The 24036-nt window shown below is 46.3% G+C and carries 22 protein-coding genes, 1 tRNA gene and 1 pseudogene; 8 read left to right on the forward strand and 16 right to left on the reverse strand.

From position 1 onward, the window contains the following. Window positions 1-190: 190 nt before the first annotated feature. Window positions 191-1159, forward strand: coding sequence for a M23 family metallopeptidase (locus tag DWZ47_RS01380; protein WP_004305395.1), 969 nt, complete (start codon window positions 191-193; stop codon window positions 1157-1159). Window positions 1160-1179: 20 nt separating this feature from the next. Then, the gene (locus DWZ47_RS01385) at window positions 1180-1524 is read left to right on the forward strand and encodes a MerR family transcriptional regulator (RefSeq protein ID WP_004301384.1); all 345 of its coding nucleotides are present in this window, start codon (window positions 1180-1182) and stop codon (window positions 1522-1524) included. 123 nt (window positions 1525-1647) lie between these two features. Here the strand turns inward: DWZ47_RS01385 and DWZ47_RS01390 are convergent, their stop codons facing one another. The 5 genes from DWZ47_RS01390 to DWZ47_RS01410 all read right to left on the reverse strand — a co-directional run bounded on the left by DWZ47_RS01390 (window position 1648) and on the right by DWZ47_RS01410 (window position 7849). Further along, entirely contained in the window at window positions 1648-3888 is a 2241-nt protein-coding gene (locus DWZ47_RS01390; RefSeq protein ID WP_008776780.1) for a RelA/SpoT family protein, read from the reverse strand. A gap of 72 nt (window positions 3889-3960) precedes the next feature. Next, complete coding sequence (locus tag DWZ47_RS01395) at window positions 3961-5256, reverse strand: lytic transglycosylase domain-containing protein (RefSeq protein WP_004301388.1); 1296 nt, start codon at window positions 5254-5256, stop codon at window positions 3961-3963. Window positions 5257-5290: 34 nt separating this feature from the next. Further along, on the reverse strand, window positions 5291-6178 hold the full coding sequence (locus DWZ47_RS01400; RefSeq protein WP_004301390.1) for a DUF5683 domain-containing protein: 888 nt from the start codon (window positions 6176-6178) through the stop codon (window positions 5291-5293). After that, complete coding sequence (locus tag DWZ47_RS01405) at window positions 6179-7069, reverse strand: ParB/RepB/Spo0J family partition protein (RefSeq protein WP_004301392.1); 891 nt, start codon at window positions 7067-7069, stop codon at window positions 6179-6181. It abuts the gene before it with no gap. A gap of 15 nt (window positions 7070-7084) precedes the next feature. Further along, entirely contained in the window at window positions 7085-7849 is a 765-nt protein-coding gene (locus DWZ47_RS01410; protein WP_004310990.1) for a ParA family protein, read from the reverse strand. 355 nt (window positions 7850-8204) lie between these two features. Between DWZ47_RS01410 and surE the strand changes: the two genes are divergently transcribed. From surE to DWZ47_RS01425, 3 genes are all read left to right on the forward strand, one after another. Further along, a complete protein-coding gene (gene surE / locus DWZ47_RS01415; RefSeq protein WP_008776782.1) occupies window positions 8205-8972 on the forward strand; it encodes a 5'/3'-nucleotidase SurE in 768 nt (255 codons plus the stop codon). A gap of 78 nt (window positions 8973-9050) precedes the next feature. After that, window positions 9051-10187 (forward strand): lipid-A-disaccharide synthase, encoded by a 1137-nt coding sequence (gene lpxB / locus DWZ47_RS01420; protein WP_004310988.1) that lies wholly within the window; start codon window positions 9051-9053, stop codon window positions 10185-10187. A gap of 94 nt (window positions 10188-10281) precedes the next feature. After that, window positions 10282-11073: a NigD-like protein gene (locus tag DWZ47_RS01425; protein ID WP_004310987.1), complete on the forward strand. Its 792-nt coding sequence runs from the start codon at window positions 10282-10284 to the stop codon at window positions 11071-11073. A 106-nt stretch (window positions 11074-11179) separates the two neighbouring features. On the opposite strand, the gene DWZ47_RS01430 is transcribed toward DWZ47_RS01425, so the two are convergent. From DWZ47_RS01430 to rsfS, 3 genes are read right to left on the reverse strand one after another with little or no spacing between them, the layout of a single operon-like run. After that, the gene (locus tag DWZ47_RS01430; protein ID WP_004310986.1) at window positions 11180-12028 is read right to left on the reverse strand and encodes a phosphatidate cytidylyltransferase; all 849 of its coding nucleotides are present in this window, start codon (window positions 12026-12028) and stop codon (window positions 11180-11182) included. A 16-nt stretch (window positions 12029-12044) separates the two neighbouring features. Further along, complete coding sequence (gene ftsH / locus DWZ47_RS01435) at window positions 12045-14195, reverse strand: ATP-dependent zinc metalloprotease FtsH (protein ID WP_008776785.1); 2151 nt, start codon at window positions 14193-14195, stop codon at window positions 12045-12047. A gap of 9 nt (window positions 14196-14204) precedes the next feature. Next, entirely contained in the window at window positions 14205-14564 is a 360-nt protein-coding gene (gene rsfS / locus DWZ47_RS01440; RefSeq protein ID WP_004301405.1) for a ribosome silencing factor, read from the reverse strand. A 264-nt stretch (window positions 14565-14828) separates the two neighbouring features. Between rsfS and DWZ47_RS01445 the strand changes: the two genes are divergently transcribed. Further along, window positions 14829-14899 (forward strand) — tRNA-Gln (locus tag DWZ47_RS01445). A gap of 173 nt (window positions 14900-15072) precedes the next feature. Further along, window positions 15073-16185 carry a site-specific integrase gene (locus tag DWZ47_RS01450; RefSeq protein WP_117512141.1) on the forward strand — a complete coding sequence of 371 codons (1113 nt, stop codon included), beginning with the start codon at window positions 15073-15075 and terminating at the stop codon, window positions 16183-16185. 142 nt (window positions 16186-16327) lie between these two features. Here the strand turns inward: DWZ47_RS01450 and DWZ47_RS01455 are convergent. The 5 genes and pseudogenes from DWZ47_RS01455 to DWZ47_RS01470 all read right to left on the reverse strand — a co-directional run. Further along, a pseudogene (locus tag DWZ47_RS01455) lies at window positions 16328-16639 on the reverse strand (helix-turn-helix domain-containing protein); the annotation flags it as partial. Beyond that, the gene (locus DWZ47_RS30845; protein ID WP_310592612.1) at window positions 16596-16922 is read right to left on the reverse strand and encodes a DUF2589 domain-containing protein; all 327 of its coding nucleotides are present in this window, start codon (window positions 16920-16922) and stop codon (window positions 16596-16598) included. The pseudogene DWZ47_RS01455 and the gene DWZ47_RS30845, both read right to left, overlap by 44 nt. Further along, window positions 16861-17091: a hypothetical protein gene (locus DWZ47_RS30850; protein ID WP_007749105.1), complete on the reverse strand. Its 231-nt coding sequence runs from the start codon at window positions 17089-17091 to the stop codon at window positions 16861-16863. The genes DWZ47_RS30845 and DWZ47_RS30850 overlap by 62 nt, the downstream gene beginning before the upstream one ends. Before the next feature lie 226 nt (window positions 17092-17317). After that, complete coding sequence (locus DWZ47_RS01465; protein WP_117512131.1) at window positions 17318-19021, reverse strand: fimbrillin family protein; 1704 nt, start codon at window positions 19019-19021, stop codon at window positions 17318-17320. A 22-nt stretch (window positions 19022-19043) separates the two neighbouring features. Further along, the gene (locus tag DWZ47_RS01470; protein WP_233524987.1) at window positions 19044-20396 is read right to left on the reverse strand and encodes a fimbrillin family protein; all 1353 of its coding nucleotides are present in this window, start codon (window positions 20394-20396) and stop codon (window positions 19044-19046) included. Window positions 20397-20427: 31 nt separating this feature from the next. On the opposite strand from DWZ47_RS01470, the gene DWZ47_RS30855 reads away from it, so the two are divergent. Beyond that, complete coding sequence (locus DWZ47_RS30855; RefSeq protein WP_232509232.1) at window positions 20428-20625, forward strand: hypothetical protein; 198 nt, start codon at window positions 20428-20430, stop codon at window positions 20623-20625. A gap of 6 nt (window positions 20626-20631) precedes the next feature. Here the strand turns inward: DWZ47_RS30855 and DWZ47_RS01475 are convergent, their stop codons facing one another. From DWZ47_RS01475 to DWZ47_RS01485, 3 genes are read right to left on the reverse strand one after another with little or no spacing between them, the layout of a single operon-like run. Then, complete coding sequence (locus tag DWZ47_RS01475; RefSeq protein WP_117512133.1) at window positions 20632-22206, reverse strand: fimbrillin family protein; 1575 nt, start codon at window positions 22204-22206, stop codon at window positions 20632-20634. Between the two features lie 34 nt (window positions 22207-22240). Continuing rightward, window positions 22241-23128, reverse strand: a complete 888-nt coding sequence (locus DWZ47_RS01480; RefSeq protein ID WP_117512142.1) for a fimbrillin family protein — start codon at window positions 23126-23128, stop codon at window positions 22241-22243. A 20-nt stretch (window positions 23129-23148) separates the two neighbouring features. Then, the gene (locus DWZ47_RS01485) at window positions 23149-24036 is read right to left on the reverse strand and encodes a FimB/Mfa2 family fimbrial subunit (RefSeq protein ID WP_077153706.1); all 888 of its coding nucleotides are present in this window, start codon (window positions 24034-24036) and stop codon (window positions 23149-23151) included.

Genomic DNA, 24036 nt, shown 5'->3' on the forward strand with positions numbered 1-24036 from the left:
TTTTATTGCTTTCTTTTCTTAAATAATTGGTTGTTATGGCTAGAAGATGTATTTTTGTAGTGGTTGAAATGAGATGTTGTCACAGAATTTAATAACCGATTATGTAATTGCTTGATAATCAATATAGGTAATAAAGATAGCTTGTTTTTATTACTTTTGCCGTATTAACAAGCGAAATATTTCCAAAAAGATGCGCAAAGTATACTACATCTATAATCCACAGACCCAGACTTATGATCGAATTTACCCTACCGTACGGCAGCGTGCGCTTAGTATCCTGCGTCGGCTTTTCTATGGAATGGGGTTGGGAGCAGGTTGCTTTATTGTATTGCTTTTGATTTTTGGTTCTCCGTCGGAGAAGGAATTAAGAATTGAAAACAGCCGTCTTTTGGCGCAGTACAATGTGCTTTCCCGGCGTTTGGACGACGCTATGGGAGTGCTTCAGGATATTCAGCAACGTGACGATAATCTGTATCGAGTGATTTTACAGGCAGATCCTGTTTCTCCGGCTATTCGTCAGGCAGGTTATGGCGGGACGAACCGTTACGAAGAACTGATGGATTTGGCGAATGCCAAGCTGGTGGTGAACACGACTCAAAAATTGGACGTGCTTTCCAAAAGGCTTTATATCCAGTCGAAATCTTTCGATGATGTGATTGATATGTGTAAGAACCATGATGAGATGCTGAAATGTATTCCGGCCATACAGCCTATTTCGAATAAGGATCTTCGTCAGACAGCATCCGGTTATGGTACACGTATCGATCCTATTTATGGTACGACAAAGTTCCATGCAGGCATGGACTTCTCTGCTCATCCGGGAACGGATGTATATGCTACCGGAAACGGAACAGTGGTGAAAGTGGGATGGGAAACCGGATATGGTAATACCATTGAGATAGATCATGGCTTCGGGTATCTCACTCGGTATGCTCACTTGCAGGGATTTAATACGAAAGTCGGAAAGAAAGTGGTACGTGGTGAGATTATCGGAAAAGTGGGTAGTACAGGAAAAAGTACCGGTCCGCATCTGCATTATGAAGTGCACGTGAAAGGGCAGGTAGTGAATCCGGTCAATTATTATTTCATGGATTTGAGTGCCGAAGATTATGAAAAGATGATTCAGTTGGCAGCCAATCATGGTAAAGTATTCGATTAAAATCTTAAAACAGGAGTGTTATGCTTAATACAGACAAAGAATTGAAGCTATATTATTCAATAGGGGAGGTTGCCGACATGTTCGGAGTCAATCCGTCATTGCTCCGTTTTTGGGAAAAGGAATTTCCGCAAATCTCTCCTAAGACAGCGGGAAGAGGAATACGTCAGTACCGCAAAGAAGACGTAGAAACGATCGGTCTTATCTATCATTTGGTAAAAGAAAAGGGCATGACACTTCCCGGTGCCCGGCAACGTTTGAAGGATAATAAAGAAGCTACGGTTCGTAATTATGAGATTGTAAATAAGCTGAAAGCGATAAAAGAAGAGCTTTTGGCTATTAAACGCGAATTGGATGGACGGGAATAAATAAATGCTAATCGATCATGGATTCGATAGGCAAGAAACCTCATAACAAAATGAACGGTGAACAATTTGCATGATACTGCAACTTATTCACCGTTCATCGTTTTCTTATTTACCGTTTGAAAGCTATTCTTCTACACGGCTCACCTGTTTGATATTCTGTATTTTCTTCAGATTGTTGCAGATGGTTTTTACATCATCCACATCATGTACCCATAACTGAATTTTTCCTTCAAAGATACCATCTTCGGTTTCGATGGTTAGCTTACGGATATTTACATTGAGCTGCCTGGAGATAACCTGGGTGACTTCATTCAAAAGTCCCATATTGTCTATACCTTTTATATATATATATACCAGGAAAGATAATTCTTTGTGTGTATCCCATTCTGTTGCTAATATACGGTTGCCATAACTGCTCTTCAGTTTGGCGGCAACAGGGCATTGGCGTTTGTGGATAATGATCCGGTCGTTTTCATCCACATATCCCAATACATCATCACCGGGAATAGGATGGCAACATTCGGCCATGATATATTTCTTCTGCAAACTTTCTTCCGTCAGTTTGAGCACCTCTTTCGGGTTGATTTTTTCTTTTTCCTGCGGTTCTTTCTCTTCCTGCTTCTCTTTGCTATTGCCGAAAGAGAAAGTCAGATATTTCTTCCAGTTACTGGTTTGCTTTTCTTTCAGTTCATTCTTGTCCGCTTCTCCCAAAACGATTGCTTTACTGCCAATGGCAGCCAGCAGTTCTTCCTCATTCTTGGCATTATGCAGTTTGCGTAGCTTTTCGATAACAGCTTCTTCCGGACGGACTTCCTCCTTTTTCAGAAACTCACTAAGGATTTCTTCTCCTATCTTCTGGTTTGCTTTACGCTCTTTGCGGAGAATGGCTGCTATCTTGGCGCGGGCACGGGCAGTGGTTGCAAAAACTTCCCATTGCGGTTGTACGCGTTGCGATTTTGAAGTAAGGATTTCAACTTGGTCACCACTTTGCAATTTGTGGCTCAACGGCACTAATTTATGATTGACTTTGGCGCCAATACAATGGCTACCAATATCCGTGTGCAGGGAAAATGCAAAGTCGAGAGCCGTAGAGTTCTGCGGCATAGTCTTCAGTTCGCCTTTAGGAGTGAACACGAATATTTCAGAAGCAAATAAATTTAGCTTAATGGTATCCAGAAAGTCAATGGCATCCGGTTGCGGATCATCTAATATCTCCTTAATCGTTCTTAACCATTTTTCCAATTCACCTTCATCCTCGCTGCCTCCTCCTTCTTTGTATTTCCAGTGGGCTGCGAAACCTTGTTCGGCAACGTCATTCATCCGTTCACTACGAATCTGGACTTCAATCCATTGTCCGTTGTTACCCATCAGAGTGACGTGCAATGCCTGATAACCATTAGCTTTAGGATGGCTGACCCAATCGCGCAAACGGTCCGGGTGGGGTTTGTATATCTTGGAGATAGAAACGTAGATATCGAAACAGTCATTGAGCTCTTCTTCTTCATTACGTGGTTCGAAGATGATTCGAACAGCCAGTAAATCGTATATTTCTTCGAAAGGAACATGTTTGGTCTGCATCTTGTTCCAGATGGAATAGATTGATTTTACACGGGCAAGTATCCGGTATTTCAATCCCATCTTATCCAGTTGGGTACGAATCGGGGCCGTGAAGTCGTTGAAAACCTTGTCACGTTCAGCGGCAGTAGCATTCAACTTCTCTTCTATTTCCGCATATTCTTCGGGATGTTCATATTTGAAGCTTAGATTCTCAAGCTCCGTTTTTATCTTATAAAGCCCCAAGCGGTTGGCAAGTGGAGCATAGATGTAAAGCGTTTCGCCTGCAATCTTATATTGCTTGTTGGGTAACATGGAACCAAGGGTACGCATGTTGTGCAAGCGGTCTGCTATCTTGATAAGAATGACCCGGATGTCGTTCGACATGGTGAGCAGCAACTTCTTGAAGTTCTCTGCCTGTGCCGAAGCGCGGTCACCGAAGATTCCACCGGATATTTTAGTCAGTCCGTCCACAATCTGGGCGATCTTCGGACCAAAGATATTCTCGATGTCTTCCACTGTGTAATCAGTGTCCTCTACCACATCATGCAGCAAGGCTGCACATATAGAAGTGGAACCGAGACCTATTTCATTGCATACAATGCTGGCAACGGCAATCGGGTGCATAATATAAGGTTCGCCCGAACGGCGTTTGATACCTTTATGCGCCTGATTGGCAAAGTTGAAAGCCTTCGTAATGATTTCAACTTTTTTGCGATGCTTAGTATTGAGATAATCATTCAGTAGTTCGTGGAACGCCTGATTAATCATCTCTTCGTCAGCTATTTCTTTGGGGGCCAGATTATCCATAATTGTTATCCTTTCACTTGCTTAGTTCTGCAAAAATAAGCAAATTTCCGAACGATGCAAGCAGGAAGTTATTTATTTGTATATTTTCAATCGTTTTCCTGCTGCAATTTTAGTGCTAGACATTCCATTCCACCTTTGTATATCCTTAATTGTGACACCATACTTTCTGGCAATAGTGGATAAAGTGTCTCCACTTTTTATTGTATAATAGGTCAGATTTCCCTTACCGGCAACTGCTGATGTCGTTTTGCGGGTTGCAGGTGTAATATCCTTTACAGCAACGGTTTTCCGGTTGCGGAACAACTCATCGGCACGATGCGTATAAATCGTATCTTGCTTATCGATAAAAGTACTGATCGCGTCAATAGGCAGTCTTAACGTATAAGGTTTGCTGTCACCCGGAATCATTTGCTTCTTATATTGCGGATTCAGACTCTTGATCTGATCCAGAGGTACATTACAAAGGTCAGCGATTTGTTCGAAGTGCAGATTTTTGTTTACTTGCACTGTGTCAGTACTTGCCGGAATATTAGTTTCCATCGGGCAGATATTGTGATCGCAGTAGTAAGTCATCACATAGTTGGCAGCGATAAAGGCAGGCACATAGCCACGTGTTTCTTTAGGCAGATAATTGTAGATTTTCCAATAATCAGTTTCGCCATTGGCACGGCGGATTGCCTTATTGATTGTACCGGGGCCACAGTTATAAGCAGCAATTACCAGGTTCCAGTCTCCATAGATATCATACATTTCTTTGAGGTAACGTGCGGCAGCCCAAGTCGCTTTAATCGGGTCACGGCGTTCATCTACCAGGCTGTTTGATTCCAAACCATAGATCTTACCTGTACCAATCATAAATTGCCACAGACCGGAAGCACCTGCACGTGATACGGCTGATGGGTTCAACGCAGATTCGATAATCGGCAGATATCTTAGTTCCAGTGGAAGTCCGTATGCATCCAGTGCTTCTTCAAAGATCGGCATATAGAAGTTGCAGGCACTTAGCATGAAAGAAACCTGATTGCGCAAGCGTCCTGCATACATATCGATGAATTTGCGGATAATATCATTATAAGGCATTTCCATGATGGCCGGGATGCGTGACAAGCGGTCGATATAGACAGAGTCACTGAATAAAGGATTGATTTCAGCCGTACTGCAATCCTTGCCTAAATCAATATAATTTTTAGCTTTCCAGTCATTCAATAGACTGTCAAGTGGATAAGTCATACTTTTAGGCAGGTCGATGCTTTCTTTGCGTTCAGTTCCATTTTCACGAATCACTACATCTACACTTTGCGCTTTTACCTGCGACGTGGCCACTAGTAAAAGAAAAATAATCGAACAATAGTTAACTAATTTCTTCATGCTTCAATAATAAGATCAATCTAAATTGTGTTTTTTAAAATCGTAATACGCATTGCAGACCAACCGACTTGTTTTTAAAACTGTTGGAGCGGAACTGGTTGTTATTGTCGATTACAGCCGGTTCTACTTTCATACTCAAGTCGGGGGTTATATCGAAGTTAGACAACTCTGCATCTACATAAGCGTCGATGATAGAGATCAGGTAAACTCCGATAAAAGCAAATATACTAAGGTCCCGATAACGACGGAACATATCTTTTCTTCTTTTTAGTGTGTTTTTTAGCTGCTCCTCATTATAAGTGGAGTTCGGGGGCAACAAATCTTCGTAACTTTTCGTATTCGGATTGCTGTCCATAATGTCCAGATAGGCTTGCGAATAGTCTTTGTACATCTTACCGTTCCAACTTAAGGCGTAAGCACAACCCGCAAATCCTCCATATATAATAGGTAATTTCCAGTATTTACGGTTGTAAATCTGTCCTCCACCGGGGAATACGACTGCCAGCCACGTTGCTTTGGTCGGATTCGGGATAAATATTTTCTTGTTGATATCTTGAGCAGGTGGCGGCACAGTGTCGGTCTTTACAACAATGGAGGCAGGTTGCTCTATCTTTTTCAGCTCTTTCTTGTTGGCTGCATCCAAGCTGTCCGCTATCTGTATTTTAGCAGCTGACAAACTGTCGATGGCCGGAAGTTCTTTGGATGGTATGATTTGGATAGAATCCTTCTTCACCGAGTCTTGTATAATCGGATCACGATGCCTTCGTGCACGGGCTTTCGGCGCTTCTCGCTGTATGATTGTTGTATCTTTCCGTGCCGGAGTAACTGTGGATTGTGCATACACATCAATCCCTGCCACCTGTAAAAAACAGAGAAGCAGGGCGCTGACTAGTAACTGATATTTCTTACTTTTTCTTGTCATTTACTTCTTTAGCGTATCGAAGATTTCCATGATACGTTCCAGTTCCTCCTCGTTCCCGAAAGGAATACTGATCTTGCCTTTTCCCTTTTCAGAGCAGGTGAGTTGTACCTTGGTGTTGAAAAAGCCGGAGAGTTGTTGCTTCAATAAGTTGAATTCTTCAGGAAGTTTACCACGTTTGGGTGTTATTTTCCGTGTGCCGCTTTTCACAGCTTCTCCTTCGCTTAATGATTTAACAATTTCTTCTACTTTGCGGACTGAATATCCGTGTTCTTGTATTTCTTCGAATATTTTAACTTGTAGTTTAGGGTCGCCTAATGAAATCAGTGCACGGGCATGTCCCATGTCCAACTGCTTGTTTTGCAGGGCCATCTGTATCGGAGCCGGCAATTTCAGTAAGCGCAGGTAGTTGGCGATCGTCGTTCGTTTCTTTCCGATACGTTCGCTAAGACGTTCCTGTGTCAGTTCGTACTGATCGAGCAGATGCTGGTAGGCAAGTGCGATTTCTACGGCATTCAGGTCTTCACGCTGGATATTTTCAATCAGCGCCATTTCCATCATGTTTTCGTCGTCGGCAGTGCGTATATAAGCAGGGATCGTTTTCAGTCCTGCTCTTTGTGATGCACGATAACGACGTTCTCCCGCGATGATCTGATACTCATCGTCCGAGAGTTTGCGTAAGGTAATAGGTTGGATGATACCGATTTCCGCAATGGAATCAGCCAGTTCCTGCAATGCTGTTTCGTCAAACTCACGGCGGGGCTGGTTGGGATTGACAGTAATCTTTGCCAGCTCTATTTCATTAATGGAAGAAGACCCTTCGGTTTTCACATCATCCATTGAGAGCAAGGCGTCGAGACCACGTCCTAATGCATTTCTTTTTTGTGTTGCCATATCTTCTTCTTTCTTTTATTTATTTCGGTTGATAATCTCTTTAGCAAGGGCCAGGTGATTTTTGGCGCCGGTAGATTCCGCATCGTAAAGGATGGTCGGGACACCGTAGCTGGGAGCCTCGCTCAATTTCACATTTCGTTGAATAACGGTGTTGAACACCAGTTCCTGGAAATGACGTTTCACTTCGTCGTAAATCTGATTAGCCTGACGCAGACGGGAGTCATACATTGTCAGTAAGAAACCTTCGATTTCTAAAGCCGGATTCAGTTTCGACTTGATGATTTTGATGGTATTCAACAATTTGCTGATACCTTCAAGAGCAAAATATTCAGCTTGAACGGGGATAATCACGGAGTCGGCTGCCGTCAGGGCATTGATCGTGATCAGTCCTAATGAAGGCGAACAGTCTATCAGGATATAGTCATATTCTTTCTTCAAAGGCGTGAGTACTTCTTTTAGTATCTTTTCTCGGTTTGGGAGGTTCAGCATTTCAATCTCTGCTCCTACGAGATTGATGTGCGAAGAGATTACTTTCAAAGAATCAATCTCCGTATCAAGGATAGCGTCCTGTACGTTGGCTCTGTCAATAATACATTCATAGATAGTGCATTCCGACTGCTTGATGTCTACTCCCAGACCGGAAGAGGCATTAGCTTGCGGGTCGGCATCTATCACGAGTACCTTTTTTTCCAGTGTAGCAAGTGAAGCTGCGAGATTAATCGTAGTCGTTGTCTTTCCTACACCGCCTTTTTGATTGGCCAAAGCAATAATTTTTCCCATATTCTCTAAATTTATTGGCAGCGAAATAAGTGATAAATCCTTAGAGCGCCTACGAAAAAAGAGAAACTTTGCAATTTCTGTTGATAAGTCGCCTGTTTTGTTAATAACTGTCGGACGAAACGGTTACCAAACTTCGACAGGTTCATCATTTACCTTTCTCTTTATGAGCTTGCAAATATACATATTTATATTGGATATTTATTTCTTTTTTTGCTCGCTTGCAGAAGATTAAGATTTGTAAACGGGTAGGAGTGGGGGTGAAAGAGACTTTTCGATCTGATGCGGGGAGGTGTTTGGTGGTACGGCTTCTTTTTGTTACTTTTGTGCGAATATAAAAAAGGAAAGGATTGAATATATGGAAAAAGAGAAGCCGTTGATACTTGTTTCGAATGACGATGGCGTGATGGCTAAAGGTATTAATGAACTGGTGAAGTTTCTTCGCCCTTTGGGTGAGATTATAGTGATGGCACCTGATGCTCCGCGTTCCGGTAGTGGGTGTGCGCTGACGGTGACGCAGCCGGTTCATTACCAGTTAGTAAAGAAAGAAGTGGGCTTGACTGTTTATAAATGTTCGGGAACACCGACCGATTGCATCAAATTGGCACGAAACACAGTGCTCGATCGGACTCCGGATCTGATAGTCGGCGGTATCAATCATGGAGATAATTCTGCCACCAACGTGCATTATTCCGGTACGATGGGAGTGGTTTTTGAGGGCTGTTTGAATGGAATTCCTTCTATTGGCTTCTCCTTGTGCAATCATGCACCCGATGCTGATTTTGAAGCTGCCGGACCTTATATCCGCAATATCGCTGCCATGATCTTGGAAAAAGGACTTCCTCCTTTAACTTGTCTGAATGTGAACTTCCCCGATACAGCCGATATAAAAGGAGTGAAAATCTGTGAACAGGCGAAAGGACGTTGGACGAATGAATGGGCTGCCTGCCCTCGTCTGAATGATTCTAACTATTTTTGGCTGACCGGTGAATTTACCGATCATGAACCTGAAAACGAGAAGAACGATCATTGGGCTTTGGCAAATGGTTATGTTGCTATCACCCCGACTACGGTTGACGTGACGGCTTATCACTTTATGGACGAACTTAATAAATGGTTTAATTAGTTGAAATTTGAAAAAGAAAGCATGACGCCCTGTTAGTCATCTATCCCTACCAACTCTCAACTCTCAACTCTCAACTCAATGAAGTATTATCTGATTGTCGGTGAAGCTTCCGGCGACTTGCACGCCTCTCATCTGATGGCTGCCTTAAAGGCAGAAGACCCGCAGGCTGATTTCCGTTTTTTCGGAGGTGACTTGATGGCGGCTGTCGGAGGAACGATGGTGAAGCATTATAAGGAGTTGGCATACATGGGATTTATCCCTGTATTACTCCATCTGCGCACTATCTTTGCAAATATGAAGCGTTGCAAAGAAGACATTGTTTCCTGGGAACCGGACGTTGTTATTCTGGTAGATTATCCGGGATTCAATCTTGATATTGCCAAGTTTGTCCATGCAAAGACACAGATACCGGTTTACTATTATATTTCTCCGAAGATATGGGCGTGGAAAGAATACCGTATCAAGAATATAAAACGAGATGTAGATGAGCTTTTCTCCATTCTTCCTTTTGAAGTGGAATTCTTCGAAGGAAAGCATCAATACCCCATTCACTATGTAGGAAACCCTACGGTGGATGAGGTGGCAGCCTATCAGGCAGCTCATCCGAAAAATAAGGAGCACTTTATTGCGGAGAACCAATTGGAGGATAAGCCGATTATCGCTCTTCTTGCCGGTAGCCGGAAACAGGAAATCAAAGATAATCTGCCGGATATGTTGAAGGCTGCTTCCGCTTTTCCTGATTATCAGCTTGTCTTGGCCGGTGCACCTGCCATTGCTCCCGAGTATTATAAACAATATGTAGGAGAAGCGAAAGTGAAAATCATTTTCGATCAGACTTATAGCCTGTTGCAGCATGCAGATGTAGCTTTAGTTACTTCGGGTACAGCTACGCTTGAGACGGCATTGTTTCGTGTTCCTCAAGTGGTTTGTTATTACACTCCGATCGGGAAAGTGGTTTCTTTTTTGCGGCGTCATATCCTGACAGTGAAATTTATTTCGTTGGTAAATTTGATTGCCGACCGTGAAGTAGTCAAAGAACTGGTGGCAGATACGATGACCGTGAAGAATATGCAGAGCGAATTGAGAAATATCATTGAAAATGAAGCATATAGAAATGAGATGCTTTCGGGGTATGAATATGTAGCCGAACGGTTAGGACCTGCCGGTGCTCCCCGTCATGCAGCTCGTGAAATGCTGCGTTTGTTGAAAAAATAACTTTCTTTTTCTGAATAAACGTAAAGCCGATGCAGTAAATGCACGGCTTTTTTATTTATAAAGCAGAAGACTAAAATAATGAAAGGAAAAAGATATGAAAAAATTTAAGTGGCTTTTAGGAATCTTATTATTGGCATTAGTGCCAATGTTGCAATCATGTGATGATGATGGTTATTCTATTGGAGATTTCAGCTGGGACTGGGCGACTGTTCGTGCAACCGGTGGAGGAGGATATTATTTGGAAGGTGATAATTGGGGGGTGATTGATCCGGTTGCTACTTCTATTCCTTGGTTTAAACCAGTGGACGGTGAACGTGTTGTGGCTTTTTTCAATCCTTTGTATGACATGGAAGGAGGAAAAGGAGTTCAGGTGAAGATGGAAGGCATACAGGAACTGTTGACAAAAGAAGTGGAAGATATGTCGACAGAGGAAGAAGCGGAAGAATTCGGAAATGATCCTATTCTGATTTATCAGGGTGATATGTGGTTGGGAGGAAAGTTCCTGAACGTAATTTTCCGTCAGGAGTTGCCTCGTTCGGAGAAACATCGTATCAGCCTTGTGCAAAATAAGATGGAACCGGGAGAGCCGGGCGAACCGTCAGAACCGGGAACATTGAATGTGGATGAAGATGGTTACATACATTTGGAACTGCGTTATAATACATATGAGGATGTGACTGACTATTGGGGATGGGGACGAGTTTCTTATAATCTGGAAAAATTCTTCCCTACGCCGAAAGATTCCTGGGTAGCACCCAAAGGGTTTAAGGTGACAATAAACTCAAGAGAACATGGAGAAGGAAGAGTGATTGTGCTTGATCTGGATCATCCGGTCGGTGTACCGGAAGCAGCGAAGGATGTTCATTCCACTTCTTCGATCCGATAACCTAACTATGATTTACTGTGTGTGAAAAAGGTCGGGATACTTCCGTAGAAGTTCCCGACCTTTTGTATTTTGTTTCAGCTCTAATCGATTGAGAAAGAATCCCCCGTTAGAACCATGTTAATGCATATAGATAAACGACTGCTGCCGGTATAGCCATCAGGGAACTGTCAAAGCGGTCGAGCATCCCACCGTGTCCCGGAAGAATGGTTCCCGAATCCTTAACGTGCAACTGGCGTTTCAATAACGACTCCGTCAGGTCGCCCCATGTGCCGAATATAACAACCACCAAGGCCAGTCCTGCCCATTCAATCATTGACATAAATGGGAAGTAGTGAGCGAGTATAAAAGATACTCCGATTGCTACCACTCCGCCGCCGATAGAACCTTCCCATGATTTCTTGGGAGAGATACGTTCAAATAACCGGTGTTTGCCGATCAATGAACCGATGCAATAGGCTCCCGTGTCATTCAGCCAAAGGAAAATAAAGATAGATAGCGGTAGGATAGGATTGTAACTTACGCTACTGTATTCTGATCCCGGATCGTTATGGAATGCTAATACATTCAGCAAAGCAAAAGGTAGTCCGATATAAAGTTGGCTAAGCATAGAATAAGCCCAGTTAAGTACCGGGTTTTCCTTTTTCAGATACAACTCGCTAATCATCATGTAAAGCAATAAAAGCACATACGGGATGAATATCTTCGAATCGGCCGCATCAATGCAGAATCCCATGATTGCAAGGAATAGGTAAGCCCCGCCGAGCATATTAATAGTCTTGTTTATCTTCACTCCTTCTGCGCGCATATTTACCAGCTGTCCGAACTCATAAATGGTCAGTGCGCTGATAGCGGTAAACAGAATACCAAAGCTGAATGCGTCATAAAGGATGCCCCCCACCAAGATGGCAACGAAGAGTACACCCGTAATAGCTCGTTTTATGAAATTATTAATCAAAATCTATTCGTTTTAATTAGTTGGACCCGTTAGCTTCTTCTTCATTGGATTTACCCTCTACGGTAACTTTGCCCTCCACAGTAACCTTTTTACCTTCTGCGGCAACTTTGGTGTCTATGGGTGCTTGTTTTTCCTTTGCGGTATTTTCAGCTTCCTCTTCTTTGATTTCTTTTTCTTCTTCTTTCAGCTTTTGGGCAAGTTCTCTTTCAGCTCTTGCGGCATCCTGACTTTCTTTAGCAGCCATGATTTCTTCCGAACGGGAAGCCCAAGGGCGTTTACCGAAGATGCGTTCAACGTCTTCCGCGAAGATTACTTCTTTGTCAATCAGTAATTGCGTCAGTTCGTTGTGTCCTTCTTTATTCTCCGACAGAATTCTCTTGGCACGGTCATACTGCTCGTTTACCATTCTCTTGACTTCTTCGTCAATCAATTCGGCTGTCTTTTCGCTGTATGGACGGTTGAAAGAATATTCATCGTTGTTGTAATAACATAAGTTCGGCAGCTTGTCGCTCATACCTAAATAAGCAATCATGCCGTATGCCTGCTTAGTCACCCTTTCCAGGTCGTTCATGGCACCTGTTGAGATGCGGCCGAGGAATAAATCTTCAGCGGCGCGTCCTCCCAAAGTAGCACACATTTCGTCCAGCATCTGCTCCTTGGTAGTGATCTGACGTTCTTCCGGCAGATACCAGGCAGCTCCTAATGCACGTCCGCGAGGAACGATTGTAACTTTAATCAATGGGTTGGCATATTCCAACAACCAGGAGATAGAGGCGTGTCCTGCTTCATGCAAAGCGATAGAGCGTCTTTCTGCTTCCGTTGTAATCTTGGTTTTCTTTTCCAGACCACCGATGATGCGGTCTACCGCATCCAGAAAGTCTTGCTTGCCTACAAATTTCTTTCCGTGGCGGGCAGCGATCAATGCAGCTTCATTGCAGACATTGGCGATATCCGCACCCGAGAATCCCGGAGTTTGGCGAGCCAGCAAGTCTACATCAACACTATCGTCTATTTTGATCGGGCGCAAATGCACACCAAATACTTCTTTACGTTCATTCAAGTCGGGCAGATCCACATGTATCTGACGGTCAAAACGTCCTGCACGGAGCAATGCTTTATCAAGTACGTCTACACGGTTAGTAGCAGCAAGGATAATTACACCGCTGTTGGAACCGAAACCGTCCATCTCTGTCAATAACTGGTTCAAGGTGTTTTCGCGTTCGTCATTTCCTCCCATTGCAGGATTTTTGCCACGAGCACGTCCTACGGCATCAATCTCATCAATAAAGACGATACAAGGAGCTTTCTCTTTGGCCTGTTTAAACAAGTCGCGAACACGGGATGCACCTACACCCACAAACATTTCCACGAAGTCAGAACCTGCCAGTGAGAAGAAAGGAACATTAGCTTCACCCGCCACAGCTTTGGCAAGCAAAGTTTTACCGGTTCCCGGAGGGCCTACCAGCAATGCTCCTTTGGGTATCTTACCTCCCAAATCCGTATATTTCTGCGGTTCCTTCAAGAACTCTACAATTTCCTCTACCTCTTGTTTCGCTTCTGCCAAACCCGCTACATCCTTAAATGTAATCTTGATGGCTCCACCTTTTTCAAAAAGCTGGGCTTTTGATTTTCCTACGTTAAATACACCGCCGGGGCCACCACTGCCACCTCCGCTCATACGGCGCATGAAGAAGATCCATAACGCTACAAGCAAGACAAGCGGGAGTATCTGGATCAGGATTGCGGGAAAAATATCCGATTTGGGCGGATAGTCGGAAGAACCGTCAAAATGACCGGCTTCCTTTTCTGCCTGCAAAAACTCTTCCAGTTTATCGGTAGATGGCGTTCTACTTGTAATGATAGGGTTACGTCCCACTTTGGTAGAGTCCGCTCCAAAAACAGCCCCTACAGCAGTCGGTTTAAGAAAAGCTTCTATTGACTTATCTTCATAACCCAATACTTTGCTTACATAGCCCTTTTTTACGTAGTCCTGAAACTCACTGTAAGTTACAGCTTTGCTTCCAGCTCCCTTTGAATCACTGCCCCACCAGAGGCCGAGAAGCATAAGGGCAATAATCATATACATCCAGTTCAGGTTGAACTTAGGCATATTAACCTTATTGTTAGGTTTATTGCTATTGTTATTATTGCTATTATTATTGTCCATAATCATTAATTAGTCTAGATCGGGGATTTGAGTAAGTTTGGCATCTGCCCAAAGGTGTTCAAGATTATAAAAATCTCTTGTCTCCGGTAAAAAGACGTGTACCAGTACATCGGCATAGTCCATTGCCACCCATTCAGCATTCCGGAGTCCATCGATTGCATAAGGTTTGCTATCCGCACCTTTGCGTGTAAATTCCTTGATTGAATCTACAATGGCACTCACTTGACTGGGAGAATTTCCCTGACAGATAACGAAATATTTACAGATGGTATCTTCTATGCTGGTTAAATCGGCAACGATTATCTTTTTACCTTTTTTCTCTTGAATTCCTTCTTTTATTTTTTCAATTAATACTTTAGTATCGTTCATTCCTGTAATTGGGATTAATAATTCATGTTCTCTATTTGTTTATAACAAAAAAAGGTGACCCTTTGTTTCTGATAATAAACGTGATATTTTTGACAAATATACGCTGATTTATTGGATACAAGAAAGTTATCCCTCAATTTTTGTGTTTTTTAGTGGAGATACTTTTGTTTGGAAAGCTTATTTGGACATTTTTGCAAAAAAAATATCGGATTTGTTTTGAATTCCCAAAATATTTGTATCTTTGCACCCGCAAACGAAAATCATTGGGCTATGGTGTAATGGTAACACTACAGATTCTGGTCCTGTCATTCCTGGTTCGAATCCAGGTAGCCCAACAAAACACCAGCTTTTTACTGACAAAAACCCGCTAAAAATGCAATTTTAGCGGGTTTTTTTGTGCTTTGACAAATACCATCCGAAAAAAGTTGACGCTAATTCGGTGGCTAATTCGGTGACACGAATGCTCTTTTTTGATATTTTTTTGAGCGGTTCTCAAAAAAAAGCAATGATGAGCCAAAAAAAGCAAACTTTCAATGTTCTTTTCTGGATAAGGAAAGGAAGAACGAATGAAAAACTGTCACCTCTTTCATGTCGGGTTACGATTTCGGGACAAAGATACGAAATTCCCACGAAACTATACCTACGGTCTGAATCATGGTCGGCAGTTGCGCAAAAGTCACTTGGTAAGACCGCCAATGACAAAGAAGCCAACCGGTATATCGAAGATTTGAAAATCACGATCGAAGATACCGTTATCAAAATCAGACAGAAAAACTACCCTCTCAACATTGAGAACTTCAAACTCATGTTTCAGACACAGGATAATGAGTTCTCTACCATCAGCACACTGTTTGATTACCATGAAATCATGGAGAAGAAAAATCTCCGTGCCAGTACATTTGTCGGCTATCACGTAACGAAGAAACACCTGCTCAACTTTATACGTATCAAATACCATGTCTCTGACTATGATTTGACCGCCATTGACAAAGCTTTCGTTTATGAGTTTTACGCCTATCTGCAAGGCTATAAGAGGGAAGGGGAGACCGTATGCGCTGTCAATGGTGCATTGAAGCATATCCAGCGTTTCAAAAAGGTGATGAATGTCGCCCTGCAAAACGAATGGATAAGCCGGAACCCTGTCTGCCTGCTCAACGCCAAGAAAACGAAAGTAGAAAGAGGATTCCTGTCCGAAAAGGAACTGAAGAGCATCGAGGAAGTCCCTTTGCCCGTCAACCTCTCCATCGTGAGGGACGTGTTTGTATTTGCTGTCTACACCGGACTGTCATTTGTCGACATCAGTAACCTGACGAATGAAAATATAAATGTCGGTATCGACAAAAGCTTGTGGCTGAACTACTATCGTCAGAAAACGGACATACACGCCATGCTGCCTTTATTGCAACCTGCTGTCTGTATATTAAAGAGGTATGAAGCATACCACAAAGGAAAACGGACTAATCATGTATTCCCGGTACCGCCCAACCAGGTGGCAAACCGATACCTGAAAAAAGTGGCCAAGGAAGCGGGAGTAGAGAAAAATATTACCTTCCACATGGCAAGACATAAAGGATTTCCTTTCTTGCTAAAATTCAATAGCTTACAAAATATCTCGGCTTAATAGGTAACGATTTAGAAACCAGCGAAATTCTGTGTTTTACCTCGTTTTGCAGTAATTCAAAAGAACGCTTTTCCTAAATGCAAAGGTAATATTATTTTTTGAATAACAAACCTTTGCAGATAGTCAAATTCAACAAAATCGGCTATGGTTGCCTGAATTTATATTTCAATCCATATTCTTCAAGTTTGCCATATAGAGTTGTTCTGCTTATTCCAAGCAGTTCGGCAGCGGCACTCCGGTTGCCGTTTGTCTGTTTTAACGCACGCAATATCCGCTCCTTATCCTCCGCGTCATTGCGCAGGGCGAAGCTGACAGGTGAGGTCAGTTTCGTCACGGCAAGTTCCAGATGCTCTTTCGTGACCACACCTTCCTGCGCCTGTAATACGGCTCCCATTATCTTCTGCCGAAGCTCACGCACGTTGCCCGGCCATGTGTATATCAGTAATGCTCTCCGGAGTCTCCTGAACCTTAAAATTGACGCAAACCTCCATGACATCATCCGCATTCGGTTTTATGTTGCTCATCTGCATCTGGAGATTGGCTCTGTGCAGACTGGATAACAGCAAGTTGTTTTCCGGGATCTGTGATTCCACGCTTCCGACCTTCGCCTTGAACTTTATCTGCACATTATCCATTGCAAGATAATGATGGGATATCAAGGCTATAAGTGGAATATCAATAGTCTTGTCTCCAACCATGATTTTTTTTCGATTGGAACGTATTTGCGTTATTTGCATTTGTTCCTTCAAAAAGTCTGGTCAGATTTTGTATCTGATGATTCTGCAATGTATCTTGTGCACAGTTTACGGCGTATTGCAAACCATTCATAATATCAGAGAATGAATTGGTTTGAACACTGTCCGGCTCATCGTCATTATTTTTCTTGCCTCTGTGAAAAAGTCCCATGTTTTTAATTTAAATACTTGATTTGTTGTCTTTAATGAGCACCAATCTTGACAATGTCCGGCTTACAGATTCCATATTTACACTGGAGACTATATTATTATTGACAATGTCTTGATGCCAAAACCAATATGGTGGATTCTCCGTGTGTTCCATCACGTCCTCCTTTCTTTATTGGGGTTATACTTCGGTTCATTCCGTTGCGAGCGGAACTTTTCCTCCCTACGGTTTACTGCTTCCTCAAGGTAGGCAATGCTCCGTTAAGTTCGTAACGCCACTTTGAACCTGCGTTCTGCAAGGCGGTGTTCATGCCGTCAACAGCTTTCTGCCAGGTAACGCCAGTGCCGTCCACCTTCGTGACTTCGGTGACGGTGCCTGCCTTTTTGTAGCCGATACCTTGTTCATGATTGTTCTTCCAGTAGCAGGCGGTCACGGTGGTGTAGTTATCTCCCAACAAGCCGCCGATATGCACATTGCCAGTGCTACTACCTGTACTTGTTACGTTGCCCGTGGCATAGCAGGCAAGGACGCGGCTTCCTCCGTTTAATCCCACTACACCGCCGCCAGAGAGATTCTTTTGGGAGGCTATTTCTAAGGTCACGTTGCCTGTGGCATAGCAAGCTGTCATGGTGCCCCATTTTTCTCCTGCCACACCGCCGACATAGTGCGTTCCCTTTACTGTGGCAGAGGTGCAGCATCCGATGATGGAACCAGCCTTTTGTGAACCCACCACACCGCCGACACAATCCGTGCCGCTGATGCTGCCCGACACCGAGCAGTTTTCAATGGTGCCCCAGCTATATCCTACCACGCCACCAGTACAGCCAAACATGTGATTGCTTGTTATCTGTATGCCTTCCATCACCACATTCTTCACCGTACCAGCTCTATTGAGATAGCCGAACAGACCCACAAATTGGTCATTTGTCGTAACGGTCAACCCCGTGATGGTATGGCCGCCGCCGTCGAAAGTGCCTTTGTATGAGTTATCGAAGCTTGTGCCTATCGGCGTCCAGCCTTTGCCCGTCAAGTCAATGTTTTTGTCGAGGGTAATGTTAATGTCGGTCTTACCTCCGTTCACTAAATCGGCTACATGCATCAGGCCATCGGCGGATGTCACGGTGTAGCTGCCGTCGCTCTCTATGGTATAGCCCAGGTCTTTTGCCGCAGCGAGGGAGACGGTGTAGGTATATTCACCGCCCGCCTGCCAGTCGGTAGCATTCTTCATCTTATAGACGAAGGTCTTGCCGTCAGTGAAGGTGCAGGTAATGAAGGTCGTGCCAGCTGCCACACTTTGCGGGGCTACGATGGCGGTGTAGGTGTTGCTGCCCTTGTCATACGGGGTGATTTCGGCAGGGTTGTCGCCTTCGGTGGAGAGGCCCGTCAGTCGCACGGATGCCAGCCCCTCGGTGTAGTCCGTCAGAACGATGGTCACTCGCGCCGTGCGGTGGGTGAAGCGAAGCGTGGGGCTACCGTAGGTCACCGTCTGCCCGTCGGCTACGATGAGGTCGCTGCCCTCAAAGTCTTTCTGGGTACTTTGGTTGGCTTTTACCTTTACCGCAGGTGGGGTTGTCTCGCCAGCGGTGTAGGGCCACCACGCTGTGACGGTGATGTCTTTGTGGTTGGTCCAGTAGTACGGGTCGGTGGAGGTCAGCGTGGCGCTGGCGGGGTCGGCGGTGGTGAGCGTCACGTCGTATGCCTTCACCGTGCCGTCCATCAGGACTGCCACGCTCTGCACACCCTCCCAGTCTCCGTCCACGGTGGAACGGGTATTGGCGATGGCTGTCGCAGCGGGGTTCAGCCCCGTGGCGGTAAAGACGATGGGTGTGCCTTCCGCCCCTTCCTGCAGGAAGCCCGCTTCGTCCTGCGTGCAGGCGGCAATGCCGAGCAGCAGGGCTATGGCTGCAGATGTATGGATGATTGTTCGTTTCATGATGCGTGTTGTTTAGGGTTCGTTATTGTTTCTTTTGCAATACGGGCAGACCGTCGGTGCCGAGTACCCACTGGTAGTCGCCAGCGGTGAGGGCGGTGTTCATGCCGTCGACGGCTGTCTGCCATTTCACTGTCGCGCCGTCCACCTTCGTGGCATCTACCTTTTCTCCATGATCACGGAATACTCCTTGCCCGACATTGCCTCCCCAATAACAGGAAGTTATAATTTTGTAGTTATAACGCACTATAGCTCCGGATTCATACTCTTTCAATGTGCCGTCGAACCAGCAAGCGGTGATTCTGCCATAATTTAAATCGGCTATACCACAAGTTCTACCATATGCAGAAATTTTTCCCGTCACAGAGCAGGCAATGATTTGGCCATTATTTTGCTCCACTATTCCAGCTGCTGATCCACTATTGCCATACAGATTCACATCTATGAGTTGTAAGTTCTTTATCACTCCACGTTCATTTAATAACCCAAAAAGTTCAGTAGTCGCTGCTGAAAAGTTTAATCCCGTAATGCGGTGTCCCTGCCCATTAAAGATGCCGGAGTAACCTGGCCATGTGCCTATCCGTGTCCATTCCCTACCCGTCAGGTCGATGTCGGCGGTGAGGGTGCAATTTATTGATTCATCTTTTTGTACGGCTTTGTTCCATGCCAGCAAGCCGTCGGCGTTATAGACCGTGTAACTGCCGTCGTTCTGTATAGAATACCCCAAATCCTCAGCCTCACCGCTCTCGCTGCCACCGTCAGCCCAGTCACCGATAGTGCAGCCATCTAATGTCAGGCCAGTGGCGTTCACCTTAACGGTATATTTATAGCGACTGCCTGCTGCCAACACGACGTTGTTCTGCGGACGGAAGTAGAAAGTGCCGCTGCCGAGTTCCACCCTGATGAACGGCTTGCCTGCCACAACGGTCTGCGGAGCGGTCAGTGCCTCGTAGGTGTTGCCGCTTGCGTTGTAGGTCTTGATGGCGGTCGGGTTGCCGTTATCGGCAGACAGGCTTACGAGGCTCACCGTGGCACCGGCGACGCTCGTGTTTCCCGTGCCGGGCTTCAGATCGATTGCCACGCGTGCCGTGCGGTGGGTAAATTCAAGTGTCGGGTCGTCAAATTTCACCGTCTGGTTTTCGGCAGAGATGAAGTCGCTGTTCTGGAAGTCAGCCAATTGGCTCTGGTCTTCAGCCACCTTCACGGCAGGCATCTGGGTGATGTCGGCATTATCGAAGGGCCACCATGCCGATACGGTAATCGGGTCGCGGCTGGTCCAGTAGTGCGGGTCGTTCTCGCGTGAGAGTGTGGCACTCTTGAAATCGGTAGAAGCCGTTACGGTGTATTCCTTTACCGCATCGCCCGTCTTGAGTGCCACGGAAGTGACGCCCTGCCAGTCGCCGTCCACGGTGGCACGGGTTGATGGGGCTGCCTGCGGCGTTGCCTCTACGGACAGTCCGGTGGCACGGATGACTACGGGGTATTCTCCTTCGGGCAGACGGTTATCGTCGGCAAGTTCGTCCTGCGTGCAGGCGGCAAGGCCGAGCAGCAGGGCGATGGCTGCGGATGTATGGATGGTTGCTCGTTTCATGATGCGTGTCGTTTAGGGTTCGTTATTGTCTCTTTTGTAATACGGGCAGACCGTCGGTGCCGAGTATCCACTGGTAGTCGCCAGCGGTGAGGGCGGTGTTCATGCCGTCGACGGCAGTCTGCCATTTCACGGTCGCGCCGTCCACCTTCGTGGCATCTACCGTTCCTCCTTCAATACGGAATACTCCTTGCCCGGCATTGCCTCCCCAATAACAGGAAGTTATATCAGCGTAGTTATAACGCACTATAGCTCCATTGTTAGACTCTTTCAATGTGCCGTCGAACCAGCAAGCGATGATATCGCCATAATTTGATTCGGCTATACCACAAGTTCCACCATATGATGCAGAAATTTTTCCCGTCACAGAGCAGGCAATGATTTGGCCATGATTTCGGCCCACTATTCCAGCAGTATTTCCACTACTGCCATACAGATTCACATCTATGAGTTGTAGGTTCTTTATCACTCCACGTTCACTTAAGAGTGAACCCAAAAATCCAGTATTATTCATTGCTGAAGAGTTAAATCCTGTAATGCGGTGTCCCTGCCCATTAAAGACGCCGGAGTAGAATGTAAATATGCCTGACCGTGTCCATTCCTTACCCGTCAGGTCGATGTCAGTGGCGAGGGTGCAATTTATCGATTCATCTTTTTGTGAGGCTTCGTTCCATGCCAGCAGGCCGTCGGCGTTATAGACCGTGTAGGTCTTGGTGTTGCTGTCGTAGATGTAGCCCAAATCCTCGGCTGTGCCGCTCTCGCCGCCGCCGTCAGCCCATTCACCGATAGTGCAACCCTCTAACGTCAAGCCGGTGGCGTTCACCTTGACGGTGTAGATATAGCGGCTACCCGCTTCTAATACGACGTTGTTCTGCGGGCAGAAGTAGAAGGTGCCGCCGCCGAGTTCCACCCGGATGAACTGCTTGCCTGCCGCAACGGTCTGCGGGGCGGTCAGTGCCTCATAGGTGTTGCCGCTTGCGTTGTAAGTCTTGATGGCGGTCGGGTTGCCGTTATCGGCGGACAGGCTCACGAGGCTCACCGTGGCACCGTCCACGCTTGTGAATCCCGTGCCGGGCTTCAGTTCGATTGCCACGCGTGTCGTGCGGTGGGTAAATTCAAGTTTCGGGTTGTTAAATTCCACCTTCCTGTTCTCAGCGGCGATGAAGTCGCTGTTCTGAAAGTCAGCCAATTTGCTTTGGTCTTCGGCCACCTTCACGGCAGGCATCTGTGTGATGTCGGCATTATCGAAGGGCCACCATGCCGATACGGTAATCGGGTCGCGGCTGGTCCAGTAGTGCGGGTCGTTCTCGCGTGAGAGTGTGGCACTCTTGAAATCGGTAGAAGCCGTTACGGTGTATTCCTTTACCACGTCACCCATTTTGAGTGCCACAGTCTGTATGCCCTGCCAGTCGCCGTCCACGGTGGCACGGGTGGAAGGGGCTGCCTGCGGCGTTGCCTCTACGGACAGTCCGGTGGCACGGATGACGACGGGGTATTCACCTTCGGGCAGACGGTTATCGCCAGCAAGTTCGTCCTGCGTGCAGGCGGCGAGGGCGAACAGCAGTGCGGTGGCTGCGGGGATAAATAATCTATGTCTCATAATTCTTCATTCTAATCAATTAATTATTAACATCCTACAGGTCAGCACCCACATCTCCACCGTCTATATCGTTCCACTTTGCAATGGTGGCTTCGCTGACTTCAAGGACTTTGTTGCGTACCTTGACGGTATAGGTATAGTTGTTGCCCGCCTGCAGTGCGCCTTCGGGCACGGTGAGTGTGGCATGATATTCCTGACCTTTGTAATTCACAACCAACGGCAGGGATGCAACTGTCTGCGGGAAGAGGATGATCGATGACGTGAGATAGCCGTCTGCCAGATTCATGGTCAGTTCTCCGGTCTGTACCCCGTTGTCTGCGGTGGCAATACCGTCGGCCGTGTTGAACGTACCGGTGAGTAACAATCCGTCCAGCGTGTAACGTTCAGGCTTGACCACGCTGAAATCCACGCCGTCGCCCGCCTCGAGGGTAAGGGTTATCTGGCTCATGCGGTGGTGGAAGGAGTTGTCTTCACCGCCTTTGCCGGTTTTGTTGGTGAAGCTCACTACCGGACTGTTTTTGTCTCCCGTGGCTCCTGTGGCAAAGAGGAAGTCAATGGAAGACTGGTTCTGCTGCGCCGTGGCATCGGTCGTGGCTGCGAGGATACCTCCCGCCGCGTTGTACGGATAGTAGGCGCGGAAAGTATGGGGCTTTGTATCTTCGATATAGATGACCTTTTTTTCTGCCTCAAATTTCCCATTTTTCAGGATGAAAGGCACGTTGCCGTACTGGGTGTCGTTGCCGATGTCGGTGATGCCGATACGGTCGCCGTTATCCCAGGTGGTTCCGCTGGCGCGGGTGGCGAGGGCGATGTCGGCGGTAAACTGGGCGGCCACTGGGTCACCGTTCAGGTTCTCGTTGTCGTTGTTGCAGGCTGCCAGTGCGAGGACGAGCGTCGCAAGTGCAAAAAATCTTGTCTTCATTATATCTGTCATTATATTAGTTACAAATCGGCATTTACATCATCACCTTTCACTTCTTCCCAGCCGTTGATTTCGGCTCCGTCCACTTCCATGCCTTCGGGAGTCTCAACCAGCGTTCCGCCGAGGGTCAGCGATGCGCCCTTTCCGGTGTTGAACTCCTTGAGGGCTTCCGTGAGGTCGCTTTTCAGCGTGGTGGGGGTCGGGTTGCCGTCAGCATAGCGGATTTCACCCGTCAGCAGTTGTTCCGTGCCTGTCACACCCAGTAGCCGCACCGTGGCTTTCCACTTGCCAGCATCGTCACCTTCGGTAATCTTGGTGAAGGGCAGCACGACGTTCGAAGCGGCTCCGTAGGTATCAGTAGCGAAATTGAGTGTTCGGGCTGCACCCGTCAGATGGGCAACAATCTCCGTGATGCGTCCGGCGGCATCACCAGTAGGTTCGACGACAAGCGTCAGTTCGCGTACCTGCTGCTTCATTGCGGCGGTCAGCGGATAGTCCTTGTCTTTCTCGATGGTCACCTGTTCCGTATAGGTGAAGAACCATCCCGGGGCATTGTTCACAAAGGTATCCGTGCCTGCCCGGGTTCCCGTGGCTGCGGCAATGGTGGCTGTGGTGCCGTTCACCGTGATTCCTTCAGCCGGGTTCCACACCGCAAGGGTGTAGCTGCCCGGAGCAAACAGATGGTCGGGGGTATGGGTGGCGGAAGTCTCCGTACCCGTATAGTCACCCATGGTGACCGTCCATGTGGCAGGTATGTCGATACCTTCACCGCGGGCCGACCAGTCGGCTGTCACCGCAATCTTCCCGTAGTCGGGATGCGGCGTGTCATAAAGCGTGTCCTTCACGCAGGAAGAGAGCAGCACGGCGGCTGCCATTCCCATCATATTTATATATTGTCTTGCTTTCAT

Origin of the sequence: Bacteroides sp. AF32-8BH (assembly GCF_003435205.1) — a bacterium.
Taxonomy (GTDB): domain Bacteria; phylum Bacteroidota; class Bacteroidia; order Bacteroidales; family Bacteroidaceae; genus Bacteroides; species Bacteroides ovatus.

Bases quoted from the DNA above. Each gene is read 5' to 3' on its own strand.
- DWZ47_RS01380 (WP_004305395.1), top strand. From the start codon at position 191: ATGCGCAAAGTATACTACATCTATAATCCACAGACCCAGACTTATGAT.
- DWZ47_RS01385 (WP_004301384.1), top strand. From the start codon at position 1,180: ATGCTTAATACAGACAAAGAATTGAAGCTATATTATTCAATAGGGGAG.
- DWZ47_RS01390 (WP_008776780.1), bottom strand. From the start codon at position 3,888: ATGGATAATCTGGCCCCCAAAGAAATAGCTGACGAAGAGATGATTAAT.
- DWZ47_RS01395 (WP_004301388.1), bottom strand. From the start codon at position 5,256: ATGAAGAAATTAGTTAACTATTGTTCGATTATTTTTCTTTTACTAGTG.
- DWZ47_RS01400 (WP_004301390.1), bottom strand. From the start codon at position 6,178: ATGACAAGAAAAAGTAAGAAATATCAGTTACTAGTCAGCGCCCTGCTT.
- DWZ47_RS01405 (WP_004301392.1), bottom strand. From the start codon at position 7,069: ATGGCAACACAAAAAAGAAATGCATTAGGACGTGGTCTCGACGCCTTG.
- DWZ47_RS01410 (WP_004310990.1), bottom strand. From the start codon at position 7,849: ATGGGAAAAATTATTGCTTTGGCCAATCAAAAAGGCGGTGTAGGAAAG.
- surE (WP_008776782.1), top strand. From the start codon at position 8,205: ATGGAAAAAGAGAAGCCGTTGATACTTGTTTCGAATGACGATGGCGTG.
- lpxB (WP_004310988.1), top strand. From the start codon at position 9,051: ATGAAGTATTATCTGATTGTCGGTGAAGCTTCCGGCGACTTGCACGCC.
- DWZ47_RS01425 (WP_004310987.1), top strand. From the start codon at position 10,282: ATGAAAAAATTTAAGTGGCTTTTAGGAATCTTATTATTGGCATTAGTG.
- ftsH (WP_008776785.1), bottom strand. From the start codon at position 14,195: ATGGACAATAATAATAGCAATAATAACAATAGCAATAAACCTAACAAT.
- rsfS (WP_004301405.1), bottom strand. From the start codon at position 14,564: ATGAACGATACTAAAGTATTAATTGAAAAAATAAAAGAAGGAATTCAA.
- DWZ47_RS01450 (WP_117512141.1), top strand. From the start codon at position 15,073: ATGAGCCAAAAAAAGCAAACTTTCAATGTTCTTTTCTGGATAAGGAAA.
- DWZ47_RS30845 (WP_310592612.1), bottom strand. From the start codon at position 16,922: ATGCAAATAACGCAAATACGTTCCAATCGAAAAAAAATCATGGTTGGA.
- DWZ47_RS30850 (WP_007749105.1), bottom strand. From the start codon at position 17,091: ATGGGACTTTTTCACAGAGGCAAGAAAAATAATGACGATGAGCCGGAC.
- DWZ47_RS01465 (WP_117512131.1), bottom strand. From the start codon at position 19,021: ATGAAACGAACAATCATCCATACATCTGCAGCCATAGCCCTGCTGCTC.
- DWZ47_RS01475 (WP_117512133.1), bottom strand. From the start codon at position 22,206: ATGAGACATAGATTATTTATCCCCGCAGCCACCGCACTGCTGTTCGCC.
- DWZ47_RS01480 (WP_117512142.1), bottom strand. From the start codon at position 23,128: ATGAAGACAAGATTTTTTGCACTTGCGACGCTCGTCCTCGCACTGGCA.
- DWZ47_RS01485 (WP_077153706.1), bottom strand. From the start codon at position 24,036: ATGAAAGCAAGACAATATATAAATATGATGGGAATGGCAGCCGCCGTG.